The organism is Vicinamibacterales bacterium (genome assembly GCA_041659285.1).
Taxonomy (GTDB): Bacteria; Acidobacteriota; Vicinamibacteria; order Vicinamibacterales; family UBA2999; genus 12-FULL-67-14b.
Window position 1 is genome coordinate 29,385 of record JBAZYO010000025.1, and the last position, 18,412, is coordinate 47,796.

11 protein-coding genes are annotated in these 18,412 nt (G+C 68.0%); 8 read left to right on the forward strand and 3 right to left on the reverse strand.

From position 1 onward, the window contains the following. Window positions 1–7 precede the first annotated feature (7 nt). Complete coding sequence (locus WC815_23630; protein ID MFA5911782.1) at window positions 8–2,548, reverse strand: ABC transporter permease; 2,541 nt, start codon at window positions 2,546–2,548, stop codon at window positions 8–10. 51 nt (window positions 2,549–2,599) lie between these two features. On the opposite strand from WC815_23630, the gene WC815_23635 reads away from it, so the two are divergent. Genes WC815_23635 through WC815_23645 form a run of 3 tightly spaced genes read left to right on the forward strand, consistent with a single transcriptional unit; the run spans window position 2,600 to window position 9,140 of the window. Further along, on the forward strand, window positions 2,600–5,110 hold the full coding sequence (locus tag WC815_23635) for a hypothetical protein (protein ID MFA5911783.1): 2,511 nt from the start codon (window positions 2,600–2,602) through the stop codon (window positions 5,108–5,110). Window positions 5,111–5,168: 58 nt separating this feature from the next. Next, the gene (locus tag WC815_23640) at window positions 5,169–6,317 is read left to right on the forward strand and encodes a VWA domain-containing protein (GenBank protein MFA5911784.1); all 1,149 of its coding nucleotides are present in this window, start codon (window positions 5,169–5,171) and stop codon (window positions 6,315–6,317) included. Next, complete coding sequence (locus WC815_23645; GenBank protein ID MFA5911785.1) at window positions 6,318–9,140, forward strand: VWA domain-containing protein; 2,823 nt, start codon at window positions 6,318–6,320, stop codon at window positions 9,138–9,140. 49 nt (window positions 9,141–9,189) lie between these two features. Here WC815_23645 and WC815_23650 read toward each other — a convergent pair whose 3' ends face one another. Beyond that, window positions 9,190–9,573, reverse strand: a complete 384-nt coding sequence (locus WC815_23650) for a helix-turn-helix transcriptional regulator (GenBank protein MFA5911786.1) — start codon at window positions 9,571–9,573, stop codon at window positions 9,190–9,192. A 114-nt stretch (window positions 9,574–9,687) separates the two neighbouring features. Between WC815_23650 and WC815_23655 the strand changes: the two genes are divergently transcribed. From WC815_23655 to WC815_23665, 3 genes are read left to right on the forward strand one after another with little or no spacing between them, the layout of a single operon-like run. Then, complete coding sequence (locus WC815_23655) at window positions 9,688–10,536, forward strand: fatty acid desaturase (GenBank protein MFA5911787.1); 849 nt, start codon at window positions 9,688–9,690, stop codon at window positions 10,534–10,536. 41 nt (window positions 10,537–10,577) lie between these two features. Beyond that, the gene (locus WC815_23660) at window positions 10,578–11,561 is read left to right on the forward strand and encodes a HAMP domain-containing sensor histidine kinase (protein ID MFA5911788.1); all 984 of its coding nucleotides are present in this window, start codon (window positions 10,578–10,580) and stop codon (window positions 11,559–11,561) included. Beyond that, window positions 11,558–12,253 (forward strand): response regulator transcription factor, encoded by a 696-nt coding sequence (locus tag WC815_23665; protein MFA5911789.1) that lies wholly within the window; start codon window positions 11,558–11,560, stop codon window positions 12,251–12,253. The genes WC815_23660 and WC815_23665 overlap by 4 nt, the downstream gene beginning before the upstream one ends. Window positions 12,254–12,305: 52 nt before the next feature. On the opposite strand, the gene WC815_23670 is transcribed toward WC815_23665, so the two are convergent. Continuing rightward, a complete protein-coding gene (locus WC815_23670; GenBank protein ID MFA5911790.1) occupies window positions 12,306–13,454 on the reverse strand; it encodes an esterase-like activity of phytase family protein in 1,149 nt (382 codons plus the stop codon). Window positions 13,455–13,481: 27 nt separating this feature from the next. Between WC815_23670 and WC815_23675 the strand changes: the two genes are divergently transcribed. Continuing rightward, complete coding sequence (locus WC815_23675; GenBank protein ID MFA5911791.1) at window positions 13,482–15,638, forward strand: DUF5916 domain-containing protein; 2,157 nt, start codon at window positions 13,482–13,484, stop codon at window positions 15,636–15,638. A gap of 258 nt (window positions 15,639–15,896) precedes the next feature. Beyond that, on the forward strand, window positions 15,897–18,412 hold a 2,516-nt coding region (locus WC815_23680; GenBank protein MFA5911792.1), incomplete at its 3' end, for a hypothetical protein.

Consider the following 18,412-nt stretch of genomic DNA (forward strand, 5'->3'; position numbering starts at 1 on the left):
TCCCGCCCTAGTCGTCCCGCAACACCACGTTCGGGTCCACGCGTGAGGCGCGCCAGGCCGGCAGCCAGCAGGCGACCGCCGCCACCAGCGTAATGGTCGCAACCACCGCCACCAGCGTGGTCGGATCCGTCGGCTCCACGCCAAACAGCAGCGATGCGATCAGCCGGTTCAGCCCGAACGCGCCGGCCAGGCCGGCGACAATGCCGATGGTCGTCAGCGTCAGGCCCTGCCTCATGACCTGCGCCATCACGCTCGACTGGTCGGCGCCCAGCGCCATGCGGATGCCGATCTCCCTCCGGCGCTCGGCCACCATGTACGACAGCACGCCGTAGGTGCCGATCGCCGCCAGCAGCAGCGCCAGGCCGGCGAAGACACCGAGCAACTGCGCCAGCAGCCGCGGGCGCCGGATCGATTCCTCGAACACGTCGTTCATCTCGCGGAGCCGCACCACCGGCACGGTGCGGTCGGCCTCGCGAACCACCCCCTCCACGGTCTGCAGCAGCGTGTCGGCCGGCAGCGTCGAGCGCATCACCATGTTCAGGGTGCCTGGCGCGAAGTTGAACGGCGGGCCGGCGAGGGCGGTCTGATCGATCAGGCCGTAGAACTCGTGGCCGGTCTTCTGATCGACGCCGCCCTGCTTCACGGCTTTGGCGACGCCGATCACCGTGAACCAGGGCGCCTTGTCGCCCAGCTGGGAGCTCGGGCGCAGGCGCTGGCCAATCGGGTTCTGCCCCTTCCAGAAGGTGTTGACGAGCGTCTCGTTGACCACGGCCACCAGCCCGGGCGACGCGGCATCGCTCGCCTGGAACCCGCGGCCCTGCACGATGGGGATGCCCATGGTCTCGAAGTAGTCGGTCATCACCTGCTGGTAGTAGTCGATGTTCTCGAATGGCCCCTCTGGCGGCGCGGTGTAGTTGTCGATGTCGGTGTCGTTGGCGTTGAGCGGCCGGTTCGGCGGCAGGCCCGACATGCCCGAGGCGGCCTGCACGCCCGGCATGGCGCGCAGCTTGTCGAGCAGCCGCTGGTACATTTGCCCGCGCGAGTTCGCCTGCGGGTAGTTGGCGGTCGGCAGGGTCAGCGAGAAGGTGACCAGGCGCGACCGATCGAAGCCGGCGTCCACCGAGGACAGGTTGTAGACGGTGCGCAACAGCAGGCCGGCGCCAATCACGAGCATCACGGCAAGCGCCACTTCGACCATGACCAGCCCGCGTCGAACGTGGTGACGGGCCGCGCCGGTGGCGCCCTTGGCGCCGCCTTCCTTCAAGGCCGTGACCAGGCCCTTCACGCGCGTGTGCATGATCGGCGCCAGGCCGAAGATCAATCCGGTCGCGATCGACACGCCGAACGTGAACAGCAGCACGAGCGGATCGACCGTCACCTCGCTGGTCCGCGGCAGGCTCGCGGGGTAGGCGCGCACCAGCGCCTGCACGCCCACCTGCGCCAACAGCAGGCCGAGCGCGCCGCCGGCCATCGACAGCAGCGCGCCCTCGGTCATGAACTGCCGCAGCAGCCGGCCGCGGCCGGCGCCGAGCGCCGTGCGCACGGCGAACTCGCGATGCCGGGTTTCCGCGCGCGCCAGCAACAGGTTCGCCAGGTTGGCGCAGGCGATCAGCAGCACCAACCCCACCGCCGCCTGCAGCACCCAGATCGAGCGGCTGGCGCTGCCGACAATCTCGTCCTGCACCGGCTTCATCTGCAGGATGTGCCCGAAGTTGGTCTTCCTCTCCTCCGCGGTCTTGGGCAGCGGCGCGAACACGTGGTTCTTGACGCCGACGCGATCGCCCCAGTTCTGGATCAGCCCCGCCAGCTCCGTCTGCGCCGCCTGCGGCGTCACGCCGGCCTTGAGACGCCCGATCAAGTAGAGGAAATGGTTGCCGCGGTTCTGGCGGTTGCCGGGATTCAAGCCGAGCGGCATCCAGATCTCGGTGCGGTTGTCCATGACGTCGGCGCCCGGCGGCATGATGCCGATCACTTCGCGGCGCAGCCCGTTGACCTCGACCAGCTGGCCGATCATCGGCTGCCCGCCGAAGGCGCGCTGCCACAGCTCGTGCGACAGCAGGAGCACGGCCGGCAACTGCTGGGGCGGGGCGCCGGGCTGGGGCGGTGGTCCGGTCAAATCCGTTTCGCCCTTGGCAAAGAGGCGGCCCTGCGCCGGTTGGACGCCGAGGGCGGTCATCAACTGGTCGTCCACCGACGCCGACCGCACCCGCATCGGGCGATCACCGGCGGTGAGGTTGACCTCGCCGGTGGTGTAGGCGCCAACCGCCGAAAACGACTTGGTGATCTCGCGGAACTCGAAATACTCCGGCGGCGACACCCAGAACTGCAAGAACCCGAAAGCGGGAAACTGCGTGGTGAGGTACATCAACTGCTCGGGCTTCGAATAGCCGAGCGGGCGCAGGATCACGCCGTTGACGATCGAGAAGATGGCGGTATTGGCGCCAATGCCAAGGGCCAACGTCAGGATGGTGATGATGGTGAACGCCGGCGCGCGCAGCAGGCCGCGAACCGAGTGGCGAAGGTCCTGGCGAAGGTGGTCGAGGCTCATGGGGGCTTTGACGGCCGGCAGGGTTGAAGGGTTGAAGTATAAGTGTGGGGCTTGACCCGCCTCCTCGTGCTTGCGCTGGCGGCGCTCCTCACAGTATTTGACGAGCGCACACCCGTCCCAGGTTTCTTTGACCTCCCAGTGACGGGCGGCACCGCCACGTACGAGGAACTGGGCCTCGCGCCCGAGGAACGAGGGGCCGCGCTGGCGCTGCTGGCGCGGCAGACCCACAGCCAGGGCGTGGCGGCCACCCCGCGGCCGCCGGACTCCAGGCCGATCACCATCGCCGCGCCGCTCACCGCGGACCACTGGCGCGACCTGCTGGAGCTCAATGGCCGCGCCGACCTCTTCCCCGCGCTCCTCTCCAATCGCTCGGTGCTGCTCGTGTGCGGCGCGACGCTGACGGCCGATCCGTCGGTGCGGCAGTTGCTGGACCGCGATCGCGCGCTGTTGCGCTGGCTCACGCGCACTGCGCCGGGCGCCTTCTCGGTCGCGGCGCGCGGGCTGAAGATCGACAACGGCAAGATTGCCGTGCCCGGCGGCGCCGCCGCGGAGCCAATCTGGGAGGCCCTCGCGGGTGAAAAGGTGGCGCGCCCCGCCGACTTCATTCGCGCCATCGTCACGCGCGAGTCGGGCCGCCTCGCGTGGTTCTACGACACCATCGCGTCGATGAGCGCCGAGCGCCTCGCGGTCGCCTACGGTCCCGGCCCGATCGACGCGCAGGTCGAACAGGCCCGCGCCCTGTTCGACGGCTTTCGCACCGGCGACCAGAACTGGAAGCTCGAGGAGCATCCGTTCCTGCGCGGCGTCGCCGATGCGTGGATGGTCACGACGCAGGTCGCCATCAGCAACGGCTCGGTGGCCGCGCCCAACTGGCAGTGGCTCTGGGAGGCGGCGTTCGATCAAGAGGACCTGTCGCGGCGCGAGGCCGCGGCGGTGCCACGGTCGCCGGCGACGCCGGTCACGCTGGCGTGGCTCGCGGTGAAGATCGCCTCCGCGCCCCCGCGGGAACGGCGCGATCGCTACGAGATGGCGCGGTTCGCGCAGGCGGTGTTCGGCACCGTCACCGAGGCCGACGCGACGGATGTGATGATGGCGCTGGCCGGCTATCGGCGGTATCGCGCGCTGCTCCTGACGCTGGATCGGCTCGGCATCCGCGCGCCGGGTACTTACGCCAAGGCCGTGGCCGCGGCGCAGCGTCTCGGCGAGCGTCCGGGCCGCGAGCGCCGGCACGGCCTGATCGCGCTGCAAGGCGCGCTGGCCATCGTCGAGCGCGCGCGGGTGTCGCGCGCGATCACCACCGAGGCCGCCGAACGGCTGGTGTTGTCGCTGGCCGGCGCCGTGGATCACGATGCGCCGATCACGCCCGCGGTGGCGCAGTGGCTCACCACCACCTTGTCGGATGCGCTGCCGCCGCTGGTGAGGCCCGACCGGTGGACCACGCGAACGGCGTACGAGTCCAAGTTCCTGCAGGCCATGGCCGGGCCGCCGGGTGAGCCCGCGTTGCCCGTAATCGAGTGGGAAGGCCTGACCTACCAATTGGATCTGACCGCCGCCGAGTACCAGCGGATCCAGGAGATTCGCGAGCAACTGGAGTCGCCCGGCCTGGATGCCGCCCTGGCGTCAGGGCAGGCCCAGCCGATCGCCGATGCGCTGATGGCACTCGTCTACGCGCCGGCGCTCGGCGATCCGTCTGGCCCCGCGCTGCTGGGCGCCGACATCATCACGCGCCATGATTTCGGCCTCGACGCGCCGGCCGCGGCGCGCCGCAACGGCCTGGCGTGGTCGCCGCCCCGCGATCAGGCCGGTGACGGCTTGCCATGGCGGGTCGAAGGCGCGCTCCTCGGCCTCGACCTCGGCCTGGCGCGGCTGTCGCTGCGCCGCCTGGCCGACAACGAGATGCCGGTGGCGCCAACCATCAACCTCAACGATCAGCTGACCATCGCTCGCTCGATCCCTTCGCTGAACGCGCGCGACCTCACCGACGCCGACCGCGATCGCATCGTGCAGGCGCTGGCCCGCGGACGCCGGCGCGTGGCAGCGGCCGGCGCCAACATCGCCGCGCTGACGGCGCTCGCCGGCGAGGCGCGCCTGTCGCCGGTCGTCCGCCAGACGCTGCCCTGGACCGCGACCCGCACGCCGGAGGCGGTGGCGTCGCTGTTCGCGCTGCGCGAGTTGCTCTGGCTCGGGAAGCCGGAGATGAGCAAGGCCGCGCTCGATCGCTGGGGGGTCTATTCCGAAGGCCTCGACGGACGACTGGTCACGGCCATGCCCGAGTCGGCGCCGTGGGAAGACTTCGGCGGCCGCGCCGACGGCGGCGTCATCGGCACGCAGGCGCCGGACCTCATCCTGCGGCTGGCCGAAGAAACGGCGCGCCTCAAGCTCCCCGCGCGCCTGGTGCCGTCATTGCTGACTTTTGCGGCCCAGGATTACTGGCACGACGTCGCGGCGCGCTTCCCGGACGACTGGCCGGCCATGGCGCGACAGGCACTGGCGCTTTCGCCGTCGCGGGTAGAAGATTACGTGGCGGCGCTGGCCGGCAACGGCCCGCTCCGCTCGCAGTAGGGGTCTGACCCCGAGCAAGCAGTGCCGAGGGGTCTGACCCCTACGCAGGTTGTCATTGATGTTCCGACTGTTCGTCCTACTCACGGCGTTCACGCTGGCGGCCTCGGCGCAGGAACTCCCGCCACCCGGGCTCGAGATCCGCATCGTCTCGCCCGAGCCGGATTTCTACGTGAGCGGTGCCACCGTGCTGAAGGCCGAGATCCTCCCGAAGATGCTGGCCACGCGCGTGGCGCAGTTGTTGTTCTTCGCCGACGGCAAGCAGGTCTGCAACGTGCTGGACCCGATCGCCGCCGAGTGCACGTGGGACGCCGGCGCCGAGATCAGGCCGCACGTGTTGCGCGTGGTGGCCAACCTGATCGGCGGCGGCCGCGTGGTCGCCAGCTCGCGCACCAAGGGGCTCGACCAGGTCGAGAAGGTGAACGTCGAGGTGGTGCAGGTCACCGCGGTCGTGACCCGCGACCATCGCTTCGTGTCGGGCCTGCCGCAAACCGCGTTCCGCCTCACCGAGGACGGCCAGCCGCAAGTGATCGGACACTTCTCCGCCGAAGGCTCGCCGCTCGAGATCGTGGTGGCGATCGACGTCAGCGAGAGCATGACGCAGGCCATGCCGCAGCTGAAGAACGCGGTGAAGAAGTTCCTGGGCGCGCTGGGGCCGAAAGACCAGGTTACGCTGGTCGCCTTCAACGACAACATGTTCACGCTCACCCGCCGCGAGACCAGCGTCGTGCAGCGCACGCGCGCGGTGGATCGGCTGTCACCATGGGGCGGCACCGCGCTCTACGACGTGATCGTGCGCGGCGTGCAGCAGCTGTCGCGCGCCTCGGGCCGCCGCGTGCTCGTCGTGTTCAGCGACGGCGACGACCGCTCGAGCCACGCCACCATCACCGCCGTGGAAAAGGCCGTGCGCGCCAACGACGCCACCCTGTTCATGGTGGCGCTCGGCCGCGGGGTGAAGGAAGCGCAGCTCAAGTCCGGCATCGAACGCCTGGTGGACCTCAGCGGCGGGCGCGCCCTGTTCGTGGAGCGGAGCGATCAGCTCGACCAGCCCTTCGCCGAAATCCTTGAGGAGCTGTCGAATCAATACATGATCGGCTACGAGTCCACCAACCCCAGGCGCGACGGCGCCTGGCGCGAGGTCAAGATCGAGATCCCGGGCACCGGCTACTCCGTTCGCGCGCGACAGGGTTATCGCGCGCCGGGTTCCTAAATGACGACCACGCGCGCGCTCGTGACGGTCGCCCTCGCCTGGGTGGGTGGCGTAGTCACGCTTGGCGCCCAGCAGCCGCAACCGGCGCCGCCACGGCCAAGCTTCGAGACCAAGGCGGAACTGGTGCTCGTCGACGTCAACGTGGTGGATCGCGACGCCAGGCCGGTGCCCACCCTGGCGGCCGGCGACTTCGAGTTGCAGGTCAACGGGCAGCCGCGGCCGATCCAGTCGGTCCAGTTCATTTCCACGGCCCCGACCAACACCACCCCGGCCACTCCGCGGGAGACCAACTACACGTCGAACGAGTCGGCCACCACCGGCCGCCTGCTGCTGTTCGTGGTGGACGAGAGCAACCTGCGCGTCGGGTCGTCGCGCTCGGTGCTGCGCACCGCGCAAACGCTGTTCGATCGGCTGGCGCCCGGCGACCTGGTCGGCCTCGCGCGCCTGCCCACCGGCGTCGGCAACGTCGAGTTCACCTCGGATCGCAAGCGCGTCGCCGAGGCGCTGCTCAAGGTCAGCGGCAGCGTCTCGGCCCGCGCCGGCATGGCCAAGGTCAACATCAGCGAAGCGTGGGCGCTCGAGAACAACGACACCTCGCTGTGGGAGCAGGCCATCGCCCGCGAGTGCGCCGGCGACACCGGTCCCGCCCTCGACGCCTGCACCACCACCGTGGAAAGCGACGCGCGGAGCCTGCTCCTCGAGGCCAGCTCACGGACGCGGATCGGGGTCACGGCCCTCGAAGGCCTGCTCAAGGGCCTCGCGCAACTCAAGACCCCGATCAACATCGTGATGATCTCCGAGGGCATGTTCGTCGGCCGCGATCGCCAGAACATGCGCGAGATTGGCCGCCGCGCCGCCGAGGCGCGCGCCACCATCCACATCATCCGTCCCGGCCAGTCGTTCTTCGACATGGACGACGCGACCGCCCCGGGCCTGTCGCGCTTCTACGACGATGGGCTGTTGAGCGAGGGGCTGGAGCTGCTGGCGGAACAGACGCGCGGAACGCTGGCGACCGTCAACGCCGCGGCGAACATCGCGTTCGATCGGCTCGGCCGCGAGCTCTCCGGCTACTACCTGCTCGGATTCGAGCCCACCGAGGCCGATCGCACCGGGAAGGAACACCGCATCCGCGTGCAGGTGAAACCGCGCGGCCTGACCGTGCGGGCGCGGCCGACGTTCGTGCTGCGCGACACCGTCGAAACCGCGGCCGCCACGGCCGCCATGACACCGATGGAACAACTGACTGAGGTGCTGCGGCAGCCGCTGCCCAGCCGGGTGTTGCCGATGCGCGTGGCCAGCTTCACCGCCCTCGACTCCGGCACCGCCAAAGTGCGCGTCGTGATCAGCGCCGAAGTGGGCGATGCGGCGGCCACCGGGATGGACCTGCCGGTCGGCGTGATCGTCCTCGACAAGAACGATCGCACGGTGATGAATCGCGCCGGCCTGACCACGCTGGCTCCGGCCAGCGTGCGGGGCGAGTCGCCGCGCCTGATCCTCACGTCGCTCCTGCTCGATCCCGGGGAGTACACCTTGCGCGTGGCGGCGGTCGATGAGCGGGGCCGCGCCGGCAGCGTGCACCACACCATCAACGCGCGCCCGTCGCGCATGGGCGGTGGCTTGAACGTGTCGGACCTGATGCTCGTGCCGCAGCCGCCCACCGCCGGCGAGTTGCCGCGGCCGCGGCCCTCCGCCATCATCGATTCCGAGACCCTGACCGCGATGGTCGAGATCAGCGGCAGTGACGCCAGCCTGCTGGGCCGGGCGAAGGTGATGATCGAGATCGCGGACGCCGAGAACGGCAATCCGCTGGTGAGCGTGGAGGCGCGGCAGGCGCCGCGCGGCAACAACCTGCGGGCGTTCGCGGCCACGCTGAAACTCGGCGTGCTGCCGCCGGGCGAGTACGTCGCCCGCGCCATCGTCAAGGCCCCGGGGCAACCGGATCTGCGGCTGGTGCGACCGTTTCTCATGGCTCCCGTTGTCGCCGAGACCACGGCGGTGTCGATCGATCCGCGCGTGCCGCTGGATCCGGATGCCCCGCCGGCGCCGCTGGCAGAGGTGAAGATCTTCGCGCCGGTGCCGCGCTTCGTGAGGGGAACGGTGTTGATCCCGAACGTGGTCGCGCCGTTCCTGGATGGCCTGACCGCCCTGCATCCGCCTTCGCCGGCCGTGGAAGAGGTCATCGAGAAGGCGCGCAACGGCCAGTTCTCGGCGCCCGCGGACGCGGGCAGTACCCCGGACGATGAGCTGAACCTGGCGTTCGTGCGCGGCCTGGAAGCCTTCAGCAAGGGCGAGGTGCCACAGGCGGCGGCGTGGTTCCAGCAGACCCTGAAGGGCGCGTCCGACTTCCTCGGCGCGGCGTTCTACCTCGGCGCCACCCATGCCGCGCTCGGCCGCGACAAGGAGGCGGTGGGCGCGTGGCAGATGGCGCTGCTCAGCGAAAACCCTGGCGCCGTGTATCCCGCGCTCGTCGATGCGCTGCTGCGCATGGGTGACGGCCGGCAGGCGGTGGATCTAATCGAAGAGGCGCCGTCGGCGTGGGCCAGCGACAGTGACCGCATCCGCCGCGAAGCCACCGCGCTGGCCATGCTCGGCGACTACGGCGGGGCGCTGCCGAAGCTCGTGGACCTGCTCGACAATACCAAGAACGACGACCAGCCGCTCCTGTTCATCGCGATCCAAGTGCTCTATCGCATGCACGTGCAGGACAAGGGTCTCAGCGCCGACCACCTCGCGCGCTTCCGCAACTACGTCGAGCGCCACCAGGCGCTGGGCGGACCGGATCGCGCGATGGTGGAGACGTGGCGGCGGTTCGTCCTGAAATAGGGGTCTGACTCCGAGCAGGTGTTGCCGAGGGGTCTGCGCCCTGCGTCCGCTACGGCAACTCTTCAAGCGGCTCGCCGGCCACACGCGTGAGCGCGGCGGAAAACGCTTCCCAAACTGCTCGCTGCTTGGCGAGTACTCCGCGGCCACCTGGTGTCAGCCGGTAATAGCGGCGACGCCGCCCGGCGGCTTGACCACCGGAGCCTTGGCGAAGGTGGTGCTTTTCCACCCAGCGCCCTTCGATCAGTCCTTTGTCCTCGAGGCGATACAGGGTGGGGTAGAGAGAGGTGACGTGAAAGGTGATCACGCCGCCGCTGCGTTCGGTGATCAGTTGGGCGATCTGATAGCCGTGACGCTCCTGCTCTTCGAGCAGGGCGAGGATGAGGAGTTCGGCGCTCCCACGCTTGAGCTCGCGCTCAAGGGATGTTGCAGCCATATATGGCTATAACAAGTATCATTAAGTTGCTGACATAACAAGGGTTGAAGGCCTGACAGAACTATTACAGAGCGGGCTTTGAGGGCCTGCTACTGTCTGTCCATCATGATTCCTGTGACCGAGATTTATGGCCGCAAGGCCGCCAAGGGTATTAACTGGATCACCTTCATTGCGATGACGGCGTTCCACATCGGCGCCGTCGCGGCGTTCTGGTACATCGACTTCGGCGCCATCATGGCGGCGGTCATCCTGTGGTGGGTGGCGGGCTCGCTGGGCATCGGCATGGCGTATCACCGCCTGCTGACGCACCGCGGCTACAAGACGCCCAAGTGGATGGAGTACTTCCTCACCACCTGCGCCACGCTGGCGCTCGAGGGCGGGCCCATTTTCTGGGTGGCCACGCATCGCATTCACCACCAGTACTCGGATCAGGACGGCGATCCGCACACGCCGAAAGAAGGCGCGTTCTGGGCGCACATGGGCTGGATCCTGATGGGCAAGGGCATGCACCACGACACCGAGGTGCTGCGCCGCTACGCGCCGGACCTCTGCAAGGATCCGTTCCACGTGTTCATGAGCAAGTGGCACTGGGTGCCGCAAGTAGTGGTCGGCCTCGGCCTGCTCGCATTTGGCGGCATTCCGTATGTCCTCTGGGGCACGTTCTTCCGCACCACCTTCCTGCTGCACGCCACCTGGCTGGTGAACTCGGCCACGCACATCTGGGGTTCGCGCCGCTTCCAGACCAAGGATGACTCGCGCAACAGCTGGTGGGTGGCGCTGCTCTCGTTCGGCGAGGGCTGGCACAACAACCACCACGCCCACCCGGTGTCGGCGCGCCACGGCCTGGCCTGGTACGAGTTCGACATGAACTGGATTGCCATCAGCCTCATGAAGGCGGTGGGCCTGGCCTGGGACGTGAAGGTCGCCAAGGTCCGCCAGGAGCTGGAAGAAGAAGCCGCCTGACGTCCGCGGAGCCGCGCTCCGCGTTGGCCTAGAATGGCAGGGTGACCAGGCGCCAGACGGCTTCCATCGTCTTCGTCGTCCTCTGCGTCGTGCTCGTTGCCGCGGCGGTCACGCTCAACATCGGCTGGATTCTCGTGAACGGGCGGCGCGTGGCGCCGCTCGTTCTCGGCGTCATCACCTTCGCGCTCATCATCGCCGGCCTGATCGTCTACACGGTGTTCCTGGTCCGCGAGATGGGCATCACCGAGCAGCAAGACAGCTTCCTCAACTCCGTCACCCACGAACTCAAGACACCGATCGCGTCGATTCGCCTGTACCTGGAAACGCTCCAGGCGCGGGAGGTCGGCGACGCGCAGCGCAAGGAGTTCTACCGCATCATGCTGCAGGACGCCGACCGGCTGCAGCACACGGTGGAGCAGGTGCTGAAGGCCGGCCATGCCCGCCACAAGCGCAAGCTCGATCACCGCGCGCCGGTCGATCTGGTGTGGCTGGTGCAGGACTGCATCGACATCGCCCGCATGCGGCACCACCTGCCGGACACGGCGGTGACGCTCGCCGACGCGGATCCCGGCACGCTGCTCGTGGTTGACGGCAACGTCGACGACCTGCGCACCGCCATTGCCAACCTGCTCGACAACGCCGTGAAGTATTCGAGCGGCACGCCGCACGTGACGGTGCAGGCGGTCGCGGCCACGCCCGACACGGCGTGGGTGCGCGTCAAGGACGCCGGCGTCGGCATTCCGCGCGCGCAACTCGGGCGTATCTTCAGCCGCTTTTACCGCTTCCAGGCCGACGGCGTCAAGGTCAAGGGCACCGGCCTCGGCCTGTACATCGTCCGCTCGATCGCCAAGGCGCACGGCGGCCGCGTGTTTGCCGAAAGTACGGGCGAGGGCAAGGGTTCGACGTTCACGCTCGAGCTGCCGCGCGTGAAAACGGCGGCTCGAAGCGGGCTGGCGCCAGTCGAAGGACCTGCCCTGAGCGAGCTTGCCCGCGCCGAAGGCGCGGGAAAGCGAGTCGAAGGGTGAGCAAGATCCTGATCGTCGAAGATGAGGCCCACCTGGCCGACGGCCTGCGCTTCAACCTCGAGGCCGAGGGCCACGCCGTTGACATCGAAGGGGATGGCCAGGCCGCGCTCGAGCGCCTGCTGGCCAATCGCGACGCCTACGACGCGGTGGTGCTCGACGTGATGCTGCCGGGGCGGAACGGGTTCGAGGTGGTGAAGCAGCTGCGCGCCGCCGGCCACTACGTTCCGGTGTTGATGCTGACGGCGCGCAGCCGGCCGGCGGACGTGTTGCAGGGCTTCGAAGCCGGCGCCGACGACTACCTGCCGAAGCCGTTCGAGTTGCAGATCCTGCTGGCGCGGCTGCACGGACTGCTGCGGCGGCGGCAGTGGCTGCAGCAGCCCGTGCACGAGCACGAGCAGTTGACGTTCGCGGGCCGCACCCTGGATCTCGAGGCGCTCGAACTGCGCGTGGGCGACAAGGCGTACCAGCTCACACAGATGGAGTGCGACCTGCTGCAGTACCTGGTGCGCAACGCCGGCCGGGCGGTGTCGCGCAAGGCGATTCTCGAGGAAGTGTGGGACCTGCACGAAGACACCGACACGCGCGCGATCGACAACTTCATCGTGCGGTTGCGGCGATACCTGGAAGTCGACCCGACCAAGCCGAAGCACCTGCTCACGGTGAGGGGAGTGGGTTACAAGTTTGTGGAATAGGTCCGCCTAAAGGCGGACACCACATCGATGTAGTGTCCGCCTTTAGGCGGACCTATCGCATCCCGAACAACAGGAACGACGTCTTCTGCGTCGGGCGGAAGTTGTCGTCCGACATCACCAGCAGCGTGCGCAGGCCGCCGGCGGTCGGGCCAAACGCGAGCCCTTCGAAATTCTCCAGGTGGGCCAGCGCCGGCGACAGCTTCGGCGCCAGCGTCGAGAGATCCAGCAGCAGCGTCTTGCGCGCGGTGTTTCCCGACAGGGTGACCGAGAACAACTGGATCGCGTTGGCGGGCACGGTGCCGGCCGCGTTCATCAGGCACGCCCGTTCCAGGGCGATCAGCGTGGTCTCGGAGATTGCCAGCAGCTCCACCAGGCCGTTCTCGCCGTCGCTGCAGATGTCCGGAAAGCCGTCAACCTTGGGCGTTGGCGAAATCGTGTAGCGCCACTGCCGCCCGGGCTTCCAGGTCGCGCCGCTCGGCTCAAACTCGATCAGGCGGCCCTCGCCGCCGCGCGCGGACGTGGTGACGGCGTGCTCCGCCAGCGGTTGTTCTAGACCGGCGATCAGGCGGCCGCCCGGCGTGCGCGTCAGGCTCTCGAACCCCTGGTTGTCGCGGACACCGGTCCGGCCATCGACGCTGATCTGGAATTCCTTCGGGTAGCCGATCACGCCGGTGACCACACCATCTCGCGTCACCTGGAGAATGGCCGGCTGCCACACGCCGTCCCTGGTCAGGTGGCCTTCCTCGCCCATCAGGAAGGTGCCGTCCGGCAGTGCGGTGATGGCCTCGAGGTCCGCCTGCGTCGCAATCCGATCGACCACGCCTGGGCCGGCGCTCAGCGCCTGGACGCGGGTCGGCGACACCTCGAACCGTCCGCCGGTCAGCGTCACGGACAGCCACGCCACGCGCGAGCCCTCGCGGTCGTCAATCACGCTCAGCCACTGTCCGCTTGTCGCATCGAGCACGAGGCCCGACAGGCTGCCGAATCTCTGGCTCCCAGCAATCCGCGGATTAGGAGCGCCGGACGGCCGCGTGAACTCGCCCATCCACGTCAGCAGCGGCGGGAAGCCGGCGATCGGCGTGCCGGGACCCGCTGGGGCTGACCGCGACGCGGCGCAGGCTGACGTCGTCACGATCACGAGCATTGCGATCACCGCGGCCCGCAGCCGCGGCCACCAGGAGCCCAACCGGTCAGTAGTCATCCGTCCACATGGTAAGCTCGTCCGCGCGTGTGTTCTTGTAGAGTCTCGATAGTTCTTTTCTGCCTTCTCGGTCTCCCGGCAACCTCCCAGGCACAGTCCCCCTCGGCACCGACGGCGCAGGCGCTGAAGACCACGGCGCCGCCGAAACTCGATGGGCGCCTTGACGATCCGATCTGGCAGAAGGCCGCCGTGATCAGCGGCTTCAGGCAGCGCGAGCCGGACCAGGGCGCCGACGCCAGTGAAGCCACCACGGTCCGGATCGCCTACGACCAGGCCCACCTCTACATCGGCGCCATCATGACCGACAGCGTGCCGGCCGAGATCCGCGCTTCGGAGCTGCGCCGCGACAACACGCTCGAGAGCGACGACACCTTTTCGGTGCTGCTCGACACCTACCACGATCACCGCAACGCGTTCGTGTTCCGCGTCAACCCGGGCGGCACCCGCTTCGACGCGCTGGTCCGCAACGAGGCGCGCTTCTACTACGCCGACTGGGACGAGCAGTGGACCGCCGCCGCCGTGCTCACCGACACCGGCTGGTCGGTGGAGATTGCCATCCCCTTCAAGATCCTGCGCTTCACCGGCGCCGCGTCGCAGGCGTGGGGCCTCAACTTCGAGCGCGTGATCAAGCGCCGCAACGAGATGTCCTACTGGGCGGGATGGGGCCGCAACTTCGCGTTCCAGAACGTCTCGCAGGCCGGGCAGCTCAACGGGCTCGCCGACATCAAGCAGGCGGAGCGCATCCGCCTGCGCCCGTACTTCCTCGGCGGCGCCGAGTCGCTCGACGCCGTCGCGGTGCCGGTGTCCCGGCGCCGCATCACGGACCTCGGCATCGACGACCTGAAGTGGCAGGCCACGTCGACCCTGACCGCCGACCTGGCGGTGAACCCTGACTTCGCGCAGACCGAAGTGGATGCGCAGCAGGTCAACCTCACCCGCTTCAGCCTGTTCTTCCCCGAGAAGCGCCAGTTCTTCGTCGAGGGCGCCGACTCGTTGCGAATGGGCGTGGGCCTGCTCCACTTCGGGCCGCCGCCCCTCGAGTTGTTCTACAGCCGCAACATCGGCCTCTCGAACCAGGGCACGCCCATCACCATCCCGGTGGGCGGCAAGCTCACCGGTAAGGTCGGGGGATTCGATGTCGGCGTGCTGAACGCGCAGACCGACGACACCGGCCGCCAGGCCGGCGAGAACTACACGGTGGGACGCGTGCGCAAGGAGATCCTCGGCCGCTCCTACGTCGGCGCCATGGTCACCAACCGGCAAGGCGGCGGGTTGCGCAACACGGTGCTGGGCGCGGATGCGCGGTTCACGTTCTTCAACAACCTGAATGTGATGGGACTCGCCGCGCGATCGGAAGACCGCGGCAAGCCGGCGCAGTGGGCCACGCAACTGGGCGCCGAGTGGCGCGACGACTTCGTCGAGGCGGGCGCCAACTACATCGACATCGACCCGGGCTTCAACCCGGGCATCGGCTACGTGCGCGCGCGCGAGCGGCTGATCGGCGTGCGCGGGTCGCTCAAGCCGCGGCCGAAACGCTGGCGCATCCGCCAGTTCGAGCTGACCCCGAGCACCGTGTGGTACCACGACCACGAGCGCGTGCTCAGGAGCCGCGAGAGCAACTTCACCTTCGCCACCGCGTTTGAAACCGGCGACCGCATCGAGATCGTGCCGTTCGACAGCTTCGAGCGCGTGGTGCGTCCCTTCAACATCGGCCCCGGCGTGGTGCTGCCGGTCGGCACCTACGACTGGAGCGGGCTCACGGTGAACCTCCGGTCGTACAACGGCCGCAAGGTCAGCGGCAACGTGTCGCTCAGCGCCGGCAATTTCTACGACGGCACCAAGAAGACCGTGACGCTGGCCGGCGACCTGCGGCCGAACAAGATGCTGTCGATCAACCCGAGCTACCAGATCAACGACGTCCAGCTGTCGCCCGGGTCGTTTGTCACCCACCTGTTTGGCCTGCGGGCCAACGTGTCGTTCTCGACCAACCTGCTGACCTCGGCGTTTGCGCAATACAACAGCGCCGGCCAGCTGGCCGCGACGCAGGTGCGCGTGAACTACATCTTCCGGACCATCGACAACGTGTTCCTGGTCTACAACGAGACGCGCTACACGGACGGCGCCTTCGACGGCCGCGCCAACAAGTCGCTGGTGCTCAAGGTCACCTATTCCGTCCATCGGTAGGCGGATTTCGGCCAGATCTCGAAGGTTCGACCGCTGGCGACTCGTGTTTTTGAGCCGTTCCGCGCGAAAAATAAGGAAAAACTAAGGTCGCAATTGTTTGTGCAAGCAGGTGGGCTGGCTTACACTTACCGGTCTTTGTTCCATCTGAACGTCCTTGTAGTCCGCCTGAGTAGTTCCCTGGGTAACTGAATAGCCACAGCTTTTGGAGGCGGTCTCATGCGCCGGTTCGCTCCCCTTGCGCCGCGACGTAATGCGTACGTGCGTCTAGTTCTCGGTGCCTGCTTCGCCATCGGTTTGGCGATGTCCACCATCCAGGCCCAGATTCCCGGCCGCAACGTCAACATGGTGTCGGGCACCAAGTGGCCCGACGGCGACCCCTACCTCCAGCGCCAGAACGAACCGTCCGTGGCCGTCTCCACCAGGAACCCGCTGCACCTGCTGGCGGGCGCCAACGACTACCGCACGGTCGATCTGCCGTTTGTGAATGGGGCGGATGAGACGGGCGACGCCTGGCTCGGGCTCTTCAAGTCTTTCGACGGCGGTCAACGCTGGCGGACGACGCTGCTGCCAGGGTATCCGCAGGACACCTCGACCGAAGGCATGACCTCACCGCTTTACGGCTATCAGGCCGGGGCCGACCCCGTCGTGCGGGCGGGCACCAACGGTCTTTTCTATTACGCAGGACTGGCCTTCGACCGCGGAGAAGGCGGGCGAAGCGCCGTCTTCGTCGCGCGCTACATCGACAACAACAATCGGGAAGACAACTATCAGGCCAGGCAGGGGCAACCGCCCGGTGACCCGCTCCAATACGTCGGCACGACGCTCGTCGCCCGCAACAATGGCCGGCGGTTTCTGGACAAGCCATGGATTGCGGTGGATATCCCACGCGACGGTGGCACCTGCCGCATTCCGGGACCCAACGGCTCGAAGCAAGTGATTCCGGCGGGCGCCGTGTATGCCGCGTTCTCGTCGATCTACGAAGACGGCCTCGGGCTGCGATCGGACATCCTGCTGTCGCGCTCCACCGACTGCGGCGCGTCGTGGTCGGCGCCGGCCAAGGTCAACGACGGCGGCCGGGTCAACCAGGGCGCGTCGATCGCCATCGACCCGCGCAACGGCACAGTGCACGTGGCGTGGCGACAGTTCGCGTCGAGCGCCGCACCTGGACAGACCGATGCCATCATGTCGGCGCGCTCGGTCGACCGCGGCCGCCGCTTCAGCGCGCCTGGCTTGGCCCGTGCCTTTGCCCACGATCGGGACGACAAGGGCGATCACGACCCTGGGCGCTACTTCGAGCACCGGGGGAAATCGAGGGAGAGGGAAGAAGAGGAAGATCAGGAGCATGAACGGACGGGGAAGAAGTCGAAGAAGCCCGCGGTCGGAAGGCCGGTCAATGTGGCCGGCGAGGTCGCGGAGTTCGATCAGCCCACCTCCGATATCAACGCATTCCTAATGTTCCGGACCAATTCCTATCCGTCGATGGCCATCGACGGCACGGGGCGGGTCTATCTGGCGTGGGCCGAACGCGGCTTCACCTCATCGCCGCAGAACGATGCCCGCATCGTCATCGCCACGTCGCCAGACGGCCGTGCCTGGACGGCGCCGACGCCGGTCGCCACCAACGAAGGCAACAACGGACACCAGTTAATGCCCTCGCTGACATTTGGCGGCGGGCGGCTCGTGCTTGTTTACTACGACCTGCGCGAAGACGTCTCGGGGCAGTTCACGCAACTCATCGACGACAAGAGCGCCATTGCCGCCGCTTACAAGCGGCACACACTCGACCTGCGCGCGTCGATGGGACTACCTGGGGCTACGCCGGTGTTTGCGACGTCGGTGCGCGTCTCCGATTACCTGGCCGCGTTCAGAAGAGCACCGGACGGCACGCTCGTCGAGGACCAGTTGCAGTACAACCCGCCGAACCTGCCGATGTTCAAGAAGGGCACGGCCCCGTTCATGGGCGACTACGTGGATGTCGCCGTGTCGCCGGCATTCGTTCCGACCGCCACGGGCGGCTGGGCCTTCAACACGAACGGCTCGCAGCCGGTCTTCCACGCCGTGTGGACCGACAACCGCGACGTGCGGCAGCCCGCTGCGGGTCCGAACGGGAAACCCGATTGGTCCAACTACACCCCGCCAACCGCGCGCACCGGGGTGAGCGTTTTTGACCCGACGCAGAACGTGTCTCAGACGTGCGACGTTAACTCGACCGGATCGCGCAACCAGAACATCTATACGGCCCGCGTATCAACCGGTTTGGTCACCGGGTCGCCTGGTAACACCAAGCCGCTCAGCTCCACGGTCCAGCGGGCCTTCGTGGTCTTCGCGCAGAACACGTCGCCGACGACCAAGTCGTTCCGCATGACCATCGCCGGCCAGCCCGCAGGCGGCCGCGCGTCGTTCCGGCAGTTCGACGTTGACTCCGCCGGCCAGGCCCTGGCGCCGCTCACCAGCATCATCGTGACGACGCCCAGCCGATCGACGGCCGCCCGCTCGGTGTACGCCACGTCTTCGAACCCGAAGGCACAGATACAGGTCGACGTGGTCGAGATGCCGTACGGCGGGACGACACCTGCGGTGCCGCTGACCGAACGCATCATCTTGAACCCGGACATCGCCAACCCGGACATCGCCAACCCGGATATCGCCAACCCAGACATCGCCAACCCGGACATCGCCAACGCCGAGGTCTATAACCCCGACATCGCGAACCCGGACATCGCCAACCCCGATATTGCCAATCCGGACATCGCCAACCCCGACATCGCTAATCC

Excerpts from the sequence above, each read along its gene's own strand:
- WC815_23670 (MFA5911790.1), bottom strand. The coding sequence starts at position 13,454 with ATGACTACTGACCGGTTGGGCTCCTGGTGGCCGCGGCTGCGGGCCGCG.
- WC815_23640 (MFA5911784.1), top strand. The coding sequence starts at position 5,169 with ATGTTCCGACTGTTCGTCCTACTCACGGCGTTCACGCTGGCGGCCTCG.
- WC815_23630 (MFA5911782.1), bottom strand. The coding sequence starts at position 2,548 with ATGAGCCTCGACCACCTTCGCCAGGACCTTCGCCACTCGGTTCGCGGC.
- WC815_23650 (MFA5911786.1), bottom strand. The coding sequence starts at position 9,573 with ATGGCTGCAACATCCCTTGAGCGCGAGCTCAAGCGTGGGAGCGCCGAA.
- WC815_23645 (MFA5911785.1), top strand. The coding sequence starts at position 6,318 with ATGACGACCACGCGCGCGCTCGTGACGGTCGCCCTCGCCTGGGTGGGT.